The sequence below is a fragment of the Desulfobacula toluolica Tol2 genome (assembly GCF_000307105.1).
Classification (GTDB): Bacteria; Desulfobacterota; Desulfobacteria; order Desulfobacterales; family Desulfobacteraceae; genus Desulfobacula; species Desulfobacula toluolica.
Genome location: NC_018645.1, coordinates 2,571,843 through 2,583,012 on the forward strand (window position 1 = coordinate 2,571,843; position 11,170 = coordinate 2,583,012).

8 protein-coding genes are annotated in these 11,170 nt (G+C 40.1%); 5 read left to right on the top strand and 3 right to left on the bottom strand.

Going from position 1 to position 11,170, the window contains the following annotated elements; all coding sequences use genetic code 11:
• The first annotated feature begins 163 nt into the window (after window positions 1–163).
• From TOL2_RS11880 to ahbD, 4 genes are read left to right on the top strand one after another with little or no spacing between them, the layout of a single operon-like run.
• Window positions 164–1,909 carry an AAA family ATPase gene (locus TOL2_RS11880; RefSeq protein WP_014957682.1) on the top strand — a complete coding sequence of 582 codons (1,746 nt, stop codon included), beginning with the start codon at window positions 164–166 and terminating at the stop codon, window positions 1,907–1,909.
• On the top strand, window positions 1,906–3,096 hold the full coding sequence (ahbC, locus tag TOL2_RS11885; RefSeq protein ID WP_014957683.1) for a 12,18-didecarboxysiroheme deacetylase: 1,191 nt from the start codon (window positions 1,906–1,908) through the stop codon (window positions 3,094–3,096). The genes TOL2_RS11880 and ahbC overlap by 4 nt, the downstream gene beginning before the upstream one ends.
• Window positions 3,096–4,070, top strand: coding sequence for a porphobilinogen synthase (gene hemB / locus TOL2_RS11890; RefSeq protein WP_014957684.1), 975 nt, complete (start codon window positions 3,096–3,098; stop codon window positions 4,068–4,070). Before ahbC ends, hemB begins: the two co-directional genes overlap by 1 nt.
• Entirely contained in the window at window positions 4,070–5,158 is a 1,089-nt protein-coding gene (gene ahbD / locus TOL2_RS11895; protein ID WP_014957685.1) for a heme b synthase, read from the top strand. The genes hemB and ahbD overlap by 1 nt, the downstream gene beginning before the upstream one ends.
• 142 nt (window positions 5,159–5,300) lie before the next feature.
• Here ahbD and TOL2_RS11900 read toward each other — a convergent pair whose 3' ends face one another.
• The 3 genes from TOL2_RS11900 to TOL2_RS11910 all read right to left on the bottom strand — a co-directional run bounded on the left by TOL2_RS11900 (window position 5,301) and on the right by TOL2_RS11910 (window position 9,975).
• Window positions 5,301–7,385 carry a 6-phosphofructokinase gene (locus tag TOL2_RS11900; RefSeq protein ID WP_014957686.1) on the bottom strand — a complete coding sequence of 695 codons (2,085 nt, stop codon included), beginning with the start codon at window positions 7,383–7,385 and terminating at the stop codon, window positions 5,301–5,303.
• Window positions 7,386–7,409: 24 nt separating this feature from the next.
• Window positions 7,410–8,825, bottom strand: a complete 1,416-nt coding sequence (locus TOL2_RS11905) for a GGDEF domain-containing protein (protein ID WP_014957687.1) — start codon at window positions 8,823–8,825, stop codon at window positions 7,410–7,412.
• Window positions 8,826–9,000: 175 nt separating this feature from the next.
• Window positions 9,001–9,975 carry a bile acid:sodium symporter gene (locus TOL2_RS11910; protein WP_148278105.1) on the bottom strand — a complete coding sequence of 325 codons (975 nt, stop codon included), beginning with the start codon at window positions 9,973–9,975 and terminating at the stop codon, window positions 9,001–9,003.
• A gap of 216 nt (window positions 9,976–10,191) precedes the next feature.
• On the opposite strand from TOL2_RS11910, the gene ftsY reads away from it, so the two are divergent.
• The gene (ftsY, locus tag TOL2_RS11915) at window positions 10,192–11,148 is read left to right on the top strand and encodes a signal recognition particle-docking protein FtsY (RefSeq protein ID WP_014957689.1); all 957 of its coding nucleotides are present in this window, start codon (window positions 10,192–10,194) and stop codon (window positions 11,146–11,148) included.
• The last annotated feature ends 22 nt before the right edge of the window (window positions 11,149–11,170 follow it).

Consider the following 11,170-nt stretch of genomic DNA (forward strand, 5'->3'; position numbering starts at 1 on the left):
AACATCCGAATGGATGCAAGGCAATGGGCTTTAAAACCAAACAATTGCCTAGCGTTGTCGTATTTCAATCTTCTGGAAAACCATGTGCGCTTTTTAAAGAAAAAACACTAAAGAAACCCAAGTCATCTTGAATTATTTTCAACCTTGTTTATATTAGACTATTATGACAGATAAAAAAAACATTAGATCGCAAGATCCTAAAAAAATAGAAAAGGAACTGGGTGAGTTTCTAAATAAAAAATTTGGTGGCAATGTTAAAATTATTTCCCCGTCTGTTCTTCCGCATCAGGAACCTATTTCGGGAAAACCGGCTGATAACAGAAGAAAAAACCTTATCAATTTTAACATCAAACCTGAGGAACTTATTGCATATCTTGACCAGTATGTCGTAAGACAGGCAAAAGCCAAATCCGTTCTGGCAACCAAGATATGCACCCACTTTAACCGGATCAGACACTCCCAAACTTCGGGAGAAGAGATGTCAAAGATCACCGGTAATATAAAATCCAATATTTTAATGTTAGGTCCCACTGGAATTGGAAAAACATATCTGATCAAGCTGATTGCCAAAAAGATCGGGGTGCCTTTTGTAAAGGCAGATGCAACAAAATTTTCTGAAACCGGTTATGTTGGCGGGGATGTAGAGGATTTAATCCGGGATCTGGTCAAGGATGCCAATGATGACATTGCGCTTGCCGAATGCGGCATTGTTTACATTGACGAGATTGATAAAATTGCCGCCAGTCCCAATGTAATTGGGGCACAAGTATCACGGACAGGCGTTCAAAGAGCTTTGTTAAAACCCATGGAAGAAACCGATGTTGACCTGAAAGTACCCCATGATCCGGTTTCCATGATGCAGGAATTGGAAGCCTATCAAAGAACCGGGAAAAGAAGCCGGCGACGTGTCAACACCTCAAATATTCTTTTTATTGTCAGCGGTGCGTTTGGCGGACTTTCCGATGTCATCAGAACACGATTATCAAAACAGAATATCGGGTTTGGTTCAAAGCTTGTAAAATCTCAAAATGACAATGACCTGTTAAATAAAACCAAAGCCGAGGATCTGGTTAATTTTGGCTTTGAATCTGAATTCATAGGAAGAATTCCTGTTAGATGTATTCTTGACCCCCTGAGTGAAGAAGACCTGTTTTCAATTTTAAAAATGCCCAACAATCCGGTTACACTGAGTAAGCGCCTTGATTTTAATGCATATGGCATAAAAATTGTTTTTACAGATGATGCATTAAAATTTCTTGCCCAAAAAGCTTCCAAGGAAAATACAGGTGCCCGGGGTCTTGTAAGTGCGGTTGAAGAAGCCTTGCTTGATTTTGAAGAAAAGCTGCCGTCGCATAACATTTGTAAATTTGCAGTCACAAAAAAAGTTCTGGAAGATCCAAAAAACCATCTTAACGACCTTATATCAAAACAAAACCTGGCAACTTGGGACATGCTTTATGAAAAAGCTTTTCTTGACCATAAAACGTATATATCAAGCTATATAAAAGACAATTGGAAAACATTTTCAATAGGACATGGCCTGAACCTGTCGGAAAGCCTGTGCAATATGATGGCGCTTTGCTTTTGCAATACTGTCATGGAAATTGAAGATGCTGTAAAAAAAATCAAAAAACTCCATGATTCAGTAAAAGAAATTGAGCTTGAAGTATCAAAAAGCTATAACCTGAATATTGTTTTTGAAGAAGATGCCATTGATTTCCTGATTGAACAGTTTATCAAGCACAATGCAACCAGTGAAGAAATATTAACCAAAATCTATGACAACTACTATGATGGATTTAATCTGATCCGGGAAAAAACCGGAAAAAACAGATTTTTTCTGACCAAAAAAGCCTTAGTTGACCATGAAACATACCTTAACGACCTTATCAGGAAAGAAATAATATGATTGGAATTTCAAAGCTTTATTGCGCAACTGTAGAACCATCAGATGCATTAAGATACTCAAGGCAATCAGGACAACTGCCCTCCCATCTTTTGCAGTTTTCAAAGGATAAAAAGCCCGTGGTTGTCTGGAATATGACCCGGCGCTGCAATCTTAAATGTGTTCATTGCTATGCCAGATCGGAAGACATTTCCTATGACAATGAACTTACCCATGAACAAAGCCTTGCCATGATTGATGACCTGGCTGATTTTGGTGTGCCGGTCCTTTTGTTTTCAGGAGGGGAACCTCTTGTGCATCCACGACTGGTTGAATATGCACAATATGCAGTCAGCAAAGGAATGCGAGCTGTTATTTCCACCAATGGAACTTTGATCACCAAAGAAAAAGCAAAAGCCTTAAAGGAAATCGGATTGTCCTATGTAGGGATCAGCCTTGATGGTCTGGAAGAAACCCATGATAAGTTCAGAGGAGTAAAAGGATCTTACAAAAAAGCCATGGCAGCGATCAAACACTGCCAGGAAGCAGGTATCAAAGTAGGGTTAAGGTTTACCATAAATAAAAGAAACGTAAAAGATATCCCTGGAATTTTTGACCTTCTTGAACAAAAAAACATCCCCAGAGCCTGTTTTTATCACCTGGTATATTCAGGCAGAGGTTCTGAAATTGCCAAAGAAGATCTCTCCCATGAGGAAACCCGCAAAGTTCTTGATCTGATCATGGACAGAACAAAAGACCTTCATGACAGAAATATGCCCAAAGAAGTTCTCACAGTGGACAATCATGCAGACGGACCCTATGTCTATCAACGACTGCTGGACGAAGATCCAACAAGAGCGGCAGAGGTGCTTGAATTGCTTGAAATGAACGAGGGCAACAACTCGGGAAGAGGCATTGGATGCATCTCCTGGGATGGAGAGGTACACCCGGATCAATTCTGGCGTGAAAAAAGTCTGGGCAATATTAAAGACACCCCTTTTTCCAAAATATGGACCAATGTTGACAATGATTTTTTAATGAAACTCAAAGAAAAGAAAAATCATGTTAAAGGCAGGTGTGCAGGCTGCAGGTGGCTTGACATTTGTGGCGGAAATTTCAGGGCCAGGGCTGAATCCGTTGCTGATGATCCCTGGGACAGTGATCCTGCCTGCTACCTGACAGATGAAGAAATCAAAAAAAAGGAGTCATAATGCTTTTTCCCGATTTTCGAGGACGAAGATTAAGAGCAAATAAAAATTTTCGACGCATGATAAGAGAAACAAAGCTGTCCTGCGATGATTTTATTCTTCCTTTATTTGCCATTGAAGGCAAGTCCGTAAAAAAACCCATTGATTCAATGCCGGGACATTTTCAACTGTCGTGTGACCATATTGTCACGGCAGCCAAAGAAGCATGTGACGCAGGTGTTCCTGCTATTATATTATTCGGTGTTCCGGATAAGAAAGATCCTTTAGCCACCCGGGCATATGCGTCCGACGCCATTGTTCAAAAAGCTGTTCAAGCGGTAAAAGAACAGGTTCCTGATATCACGGTGATAACTGATGTCTGTCTTTGCGCCTATACGGATCACGGGCATTGCGGGGTTGTGGAAAACGGAATTATTGATAATGATGCATCCCTTGATCTGCTGGCAAAAACCGCTTTGTCCCATGTCCAGGCCGGGGCGGACATGGTTGCGCCATCTGACATGATGGACGGCAGGGTCGGGGAGATCAGACAGACCCTTGATGAAGAGGGATTTTCTCACATTCCCGTAATGTCCTATGCAGTCAAATACAGTTCGGCATTTTACGGGCCTTTCAGGGAAGCTGCTGAATCAGCGCCACAATTTGGTGACCGCAAAACCTATCAGATGGACCCGGCCAATTCTCTTGAAGCCATAAGGGAAGCCACCATGGATGTTGAGGAAGGTGCGGACATTATCATGGTAAAACCCGCCCTGTCCTATCTTGATATTATCTATCGTTTAAAAGAAGAAATTGATCTGCCTATTGCGGCATATAATGTGAGTGGTGAGTATTCAATCATTAAAGCCGGAGAGATGATGGGCTGGGTCAATGCCAAGGACCTTATTATGGAAACTCTTTTATCCATAAAACGAGCCGGTGCGGATTTGATTTTGACCTATTCCGCAATTGAAGCGGCAAGGGAGTTGAACAAGTAATGAATCATCCACACGGACATCCGCATGCAACCGGACAACAGCAAAACACCCTTCGCCTGGTTGCATGGGAAACCACCCGACGCTGCAATCTTTCCTGCAAACACTGCAGGGCTGGAGCAGAAGATCATCCCTATGAGAATGAACTCGATACCCGGGCATCCTTTAAATTACTGGATCAAATAAAGCAGGTCGGTAATCCCATTATTATCCTTACCGGGGGAGAACCTCTTTTAAGGGATGATATCTTTGATATCGCAGCATATGGAACAAAATTAGGGCTGCGCATGGTCATGGCACCCAACGGCACCTTAATCACCAAAGAAACAGCCAAAAAGATGAAAGATTCTGGTATCAAACGGATCAGTGTCAGCCTTGACGGTTCAACTCCTGAAACCCATGATACGTTCAGAGGGCTTGAAAATGCCTTTGAAAGCTCTATTCGTGGGATCAAAATCGCCAAAGAGGCTGGTATTGAATTTCAAATCAACACCACCATCACAAAAACAAATCTTGATCAGATCCCAAAGATACTGGATCTTGCTCAAGATTTGGGGGCTGTAGCCCATCACATATTTCTCCTGGTTCCAACCGGACGAGGCAAATATATTGTTGACACTGAAATCAATGCCAAAGAGTATGAACAAACTTTAAACTGGTTTTATGATCAAAGAGAAAAAGTCAATCTTCAACTCAAGGCAACCTGTGCGCCCCACTATTACAGGATATTACGGCAGCGGTCCAAAAAAGACGGTAAAAGCGTAACCTTTGAAACCCACGGCCTTGATGCGGTCACAAGAGGATGTCTTGCCGGGACTGGATTTTGTTTTATTTCCCATGTGGGACGAGTCCAAACCTGTGGTTTTCTTGATGTGGAATGTGGTGACATTACCAAACAAACATTCAAAGACGTCTGGGAAAATTCTCGGGTGTTTAACGAGCTGAGAAATTTTAATAATCTTGAGGGCAAGTGCGGGCTGTGTGAATTCAAACGAGTGTGTGGCGGATGCCGGGCCCGGGCCTATGAAGCAACCGGAAGTTATCTTGCCGAGGAACCTTTGTGTTCATATCAACCTGGAAAAACCAAATAGAACCAATTCAAATCAATTCAACAGGTTTAATCCAGCTGATTTAATCCAACCAAGTTAATTTTTTAAAAAAGAGGCTGAAAAAATACTTTCAGCCTCTTTTTGATATATTCAATTTATACCATATTCAATTTTTATATCATGGCTAAATGGAATTGAGCCTTAACATAATGGGGCTGTCATCTTCCGTATTTCCCGTAAACCTAACCGGTCCTGGACGCCTGTACCGGTCCTGGTTGGACTCTGCAGCCTGCCATTCATCTCTTAAAGTTTTAAAAACCCTGAAAGCATTGGAATTCAAATCTACCAGGCTTTTTTCAATCACAAGTTCAAGCTTTCCATTTCTTTCTTCAAGATGCATCAGTTTTGCGATTGGAATACCTATTGGCTCCCACTTATCAAACTTTTTTTCAAGATTTCTGATGGCCGCCATTTGTCCCGTAGCCCCGTTTGCAATCAGATGAAACGCCGTCATGCCAAGATTATAGGTATAATTACAGTCAAAATGGGTAGGATCAGCCCCCCGTCCATCATATCCGTAAAAATGGGTTTGTGTCTTGAATTTGGGATCTGATTTTTTAAATATTTGAATAATGGACTGTGGAACGGCATCATCAGAACCGATCAACTCACTGTTGACCAAAGCCTGTTTCAAAGTTTTTAATGAAATAATAGATTCTTTGATAATAAGATATTCAGCCTTTGGATCTTTAAAAATGGCTGTTGCAAATTTATCCGGTATGATATTGGCCAATTGCATTGTTGATTTAAAATAAGAGTGTTCGATTCCAACCTTGTATTTGCCCTGTTCTTTTAATATGGTTAAATATTCCTTGACCATATCCATGATAATATTTTCGGTTTTCACCTGTGAAAATTGAAAATTACCATGTGTATCTCGTTCAACCAACAGTCCTTCCTGAAAAAATGAGGGCAATTGATCAAACAGATCATCATCCCTTAAGTTCCATATTGGAAATTTATCTTTATCTCCCATGCCCCTTGTCAGGCGTCTTAAATATTCAAGTTTGTCATTTAATGTTGGAAACGAGGTATGAAAATTAATGTCATGTGTATGATTATACTCGGCAATAATTTTATTCAATTTAATAATAAACACCTGAATTTCATTGATAAATTCAAGAACACCTTCCGGTATGATCATTACACCGAAATTTTTCCCACTGGCAGCTCTTCTCACAATGGTATCACATATCACCCGGGACAAATGGCGCAAGGTCATGCCATATGCCGTATAATCCACCGTGCCATTTTCCCGTGCCTTTTCAATTCGCTGCTGGTCCGTATAATCAGCCAGTTCCTCACCAATCAAGGTCAAGTTTGCATGGGTCTGAAAAGCACATTCCAAGGCCAAGTGACTGGCAACCCTTCCCATTACCTTGCAAATATGCCAGTATTTTATGGCTGAGCCTGCATCGGTTGTCAAATTACTGATATTTTGTGAAAAAGACATTGCCGCAGAATGAAAACCAAAGGATATGGCACACAGTATCCGGCTGTCATCTGTTTTTACCTGTATATCGCCGTCAATTGTTTTGGGAACACCAATCACCTTTATCCCGGAACCAACAAACTGCTGGGCAAGAAAGGCGGCATTTGTATTTGAATCATCCCCGCCTATCACCACCAATGCATCCAGTTCAAGCTCCATGCAGGTTTTTAAAGCCAATTCCATTTTGTTTTTGGAATCAATTTTGGTTCTCCCGGTCTTGATCATGGAAAACCCGCCCATATTACGGTATGTGTCCACAAGACTTTGGGTAATTTCAATATATTTTGATTCCAGTATACCGTCAGGCCCTGAAAGGAATCCAAAAATTCTGGATTCAGGATTATATTTTTTAGCCTCGTCATAAAGCCCTGCTATTACATTATGTCCGCCCGGTGCAGGTCCCCCGGAAAAAACCAAACCTATATTCCGGCGTATTGCAAAAGCCCGTTTGGCACTTTCACTCTTTTCATCTCCTGGAATAAGCCGTTGAACATTATTCTTTATAATATCAGGCAGCAGTTTTTCCGCTTCCGGGTCATGTTTAAATTGATATTCATGACAATCCTCAATAATTGAATACTTTGATGAAAAAATCTTAATTTTCTTTGGAGAAAATGACCGCCTTTCAATGGTTTCCGTATTTACATCAGATGTAACACGACCTGTTTTCGGATGATTCAATAAAAATTCAAGTGATTTAAAATTCTGATTTTCCATATTGGCTCCTGTTATCCATTCAGATCAATTGACTACAACCCGGTTCCTTCCTTGTTCTTTTGCCTGGTAAACAGCCATATCCGCACGTTCAAAAATCTGATGATGACTTTTGTCCCCTTCTCTTGATTGCGATACACCAATGCTGACAGTTACGGTTACTTTATCTTTTTTATAAATAAATTCTATATTTTCAATAGTATGCCTGATTTTTTCAGCTGCTGTTTTTGCGCCCTTGGCGTCAGTCTCCGGCATAATTACCAGAAACTCTTCTCCACCATATCTGGCCAGCATATCGGTTTTACGCAATAACGGAATGGTTCTGTTTATAATTTCTTTAAGGCATCTGTCACCAATGGCATGACCATAATTATCATTGATCAATTTAAACTTATCAGCGTCAATCAATAACATTGAAAAACAAGTTCCATACCGTAAAAACCTTGCCATTTCCTCTTCAACTCTTTTATCATATGCCCGCCTGTTAAACGCTCCTGTTAACTGATCCAGGTTCAGTTTCTTTTCAAGTTCTTCCGAATATTTTGTCGCTTCCTCAAGTTCTTCTTGCAATTTTACAAACCCGGATTTAAAGGCATTTTTGTTTTCTTCAACAGCCTCCCTGATGAACCTGTCATCTGCCTGTTTTTTATCTAATGTGGTCTCAATATAAGCCAGTCTTTCAGCCACTTTGATTTTCAAGACATCAATGCTCGAAGCGACATCGGTTGCTTGTTTAAGCTCAATTAATTCAGAACTCAATACAGACTCAAATCCCTGGTTGGACTGAAACATGGAATCTGTCTGCTGATAGGTTGTCGCAAGTTTGGATTCAATATCAAGGATTTTACCCACAATCTCCCGGATAAAGGCATTAACTTTTCCACGATCCTGATTTGTATCGGAAATATAAACAAAAACCAGGCTGAATACTCTTTCACGAATTTCACTGATATCATTTGTATCACTTGCCGCATTTATTCTCTTTGTAATATTATCAAGCTTGCCCGCATATTTTTGATCCAGAGTGGACCGAAGAGTATTGACCACTTCATGATAGCTTTGTTTATATTCATCAACAAATGAGTCTGAACCACCTTTTATTAACGAGGCAAACAGGCCTTTTTTCTTACGGCCAAAGACAGCAGGAGTGATATCCTCTTTGAGTATAGCACTTTTTAATTGTTGAAAAAGATATTCGATCTTGCCTTGGGATTCACCTTTTTTAAGTGCCGTGCTTAAATCTTTGCAGACCTTTGAAAACAAATTGTCGCCTTTTGCAACAGAGTCAATAATCAACGGAAAATATTTGCGATACAATTGATTTGTTCTTTCAGATTGCTCTTCAAGCGTATTAAGTTCCTTTAATAATGTGTCTTTCTGGGATTGAAGTTTTTCCACTTGATTCTGTAATATGATTAATTTTTCTTCTTGAGCAGAATCCATCGGTATTATATCCTTTTAGAAATTAATAACTGCCACGGGCAAGCATAGTCTTTCATCCGGTTTTGCCCACAATAAATAATAAAAATCTCTGTATAAATTTTTGAAGACTTTCTTATAAAAAAATTAATATAATTACTGTAGTTTTAACCACAGACTGATGGAAAGTAAAGTCTCATTAATGATTTTTTACCATAAGACGACGGTTCATCTTCACACTCAAATACCCATCAATCATCAAATGAACAATATGATGACTGACACACACCAGCAAGGCAATTCCAAATTCATTAAAATAGGTCACCTGAATCATTACCGATAAGGCTAAGGTCTTTTGAGATCCCATAAAAATAATACTTTCACAACGGCCTTTTTCAACCCGGAAAATCTTTACAAGCAAAAAAGATACTCCCAAAAGCATCAAGTGAAAAACACTTACCACAATCAATATAGAAAAAAAAGCCGGACCTTTGCCTAAAAGCACATGCTTTGCCCCTGCAAGGGAAATAAAAACAATACCGATAATCATCCACTGGTTGATGACCTGCAGCTTGAATTTATCCAATGTTTCCGGATTAAACACCTTGGACCTTAACACTATACCTATCATCAGGGGAAAAAGAACCAGCAGTATCAATTTGGTTATGATGGCTCCCTGATCAATCACAAGTTCCTTTTCCTGGTGAAGAAATGACAAAAGAATGGACAGGATAATGGGAATGGAAAAAATACCGATAAAATTAGATAGAATCGTAACAAAAAGGGCGTGGGCCATGTTGCCTCCTGCAGCACCTGTCATTACAATCCCGGAAGACAAGGTTGTGGGCATTACCGCTACAATGAAAAGCCCGACGGCCACACCGGTATCAATGGGGAAAAGGCAAAGCAACCCGGCAGCCATGGGAGCAACAAGGATTATGACTGTCAAAGCCAAAACAGTAGATTTGATATCTTTAATGCCAGCTTTTATCTGATCACTTTCTATCAAAAGACCTGAAATGATAAAAATTAAAAATATCATGCCTTCAGGGCAGTTATTGTCCTTTAAAAATATCCCTATTTTTACCAGGCTGTCTGATTGATCAAAAATAACGGCAACAAAAACAAGAACCAGACTGAGTAAAAACCATTGTTTTTTAATTGTCTGCATCATAAAAAATTTTCTTTTCTGTAACTCAACTTTTGGCCTAAGCCAACCTAAATGTATCAACTCCAAAAGTTGAACGGTTAAAATAGATAGGGATACCTATGATAAATTTGGATTTGAGTCAATATTTGCTTTAAGTTTTCTCAGGGACAATCCTTGATTCTGATTCAATAAAAATGGTAAAGAGCATACAAACAAAATCAAATTTAAGGAGCAACAAAATTGGTGGAGAATAAAAAAGAGGGAAAAGGTTTTTTTTCAAAACTGAAAACCGGACTGGCAAAGACAAGGAAGGTTCTGACCACTGACATAAATGAATTATTTGGTCCTGGCAAGGCCATTGATGAAGTGCTGTTTGAAGAATTAGAAGAGCTGTTGATCACATCTGATCTTGGGATTGATATTACCATGGAAATGATGGAAAGAATAAAGAAAAAGTCCAAAAAACTTTCCTCTGCTGAAGAACTCAAACAGGTTTTAAAAGAAGAATTGATTGACCTGTTCCCAAATACGTCAACAGATACTTCAACAGGCACGTCAGATACAGCAAAAGAAAAACCAGTCACAAAACCCCATGTCATAATGGTTGTAGGCGTTAATGGAACCGGCAAAACAACGACCTTGGGAAAGCTTGCAATGAAGTTCACATCCCAGGGAAAAAAAGTCCTCATTGCAGCAGCAGACACCTTCAGGGCCGCTGCAATCGAACAAGTGGAAATCTGGGCAGACCGGTCCAATTCCTCCATTGTCAGACATAAGGCAGGAGCTGATCCGGCAGCCGTTGCCTATGATGCGGTTGAAGCATCCATTGCCAGGGATATTGATATTGTCTTGATTGATACGGCCGGCAGACTTCATACACAAAAGAACCTGATGGAAGAACTTAAAAAGATAAAGCGCTCCGTTAATAAAAAAATGCCGGGGGCTCCCCATGAGGTATTAATGGTTCTTGATGCGACCACCGGTCAAAATGCCATTTCCCAGGCAACCTTGTTCAACCAGGCTGTTGAACTCACCCAGATTGCCCTGACAAAACTTGACGGCACTGCCAAAGGCGGTATTGTCGCGGCTATTTCAAGCACCATGAAACTGCCGATAACCTATATTGGTGTGGGAGAGAAGATAGAAGATCTTCAGGAATTTGATGCAAGTCGCTTTGTTACTGCGTTATTTGATTAACATTGTTTGATTAAAATCTTTT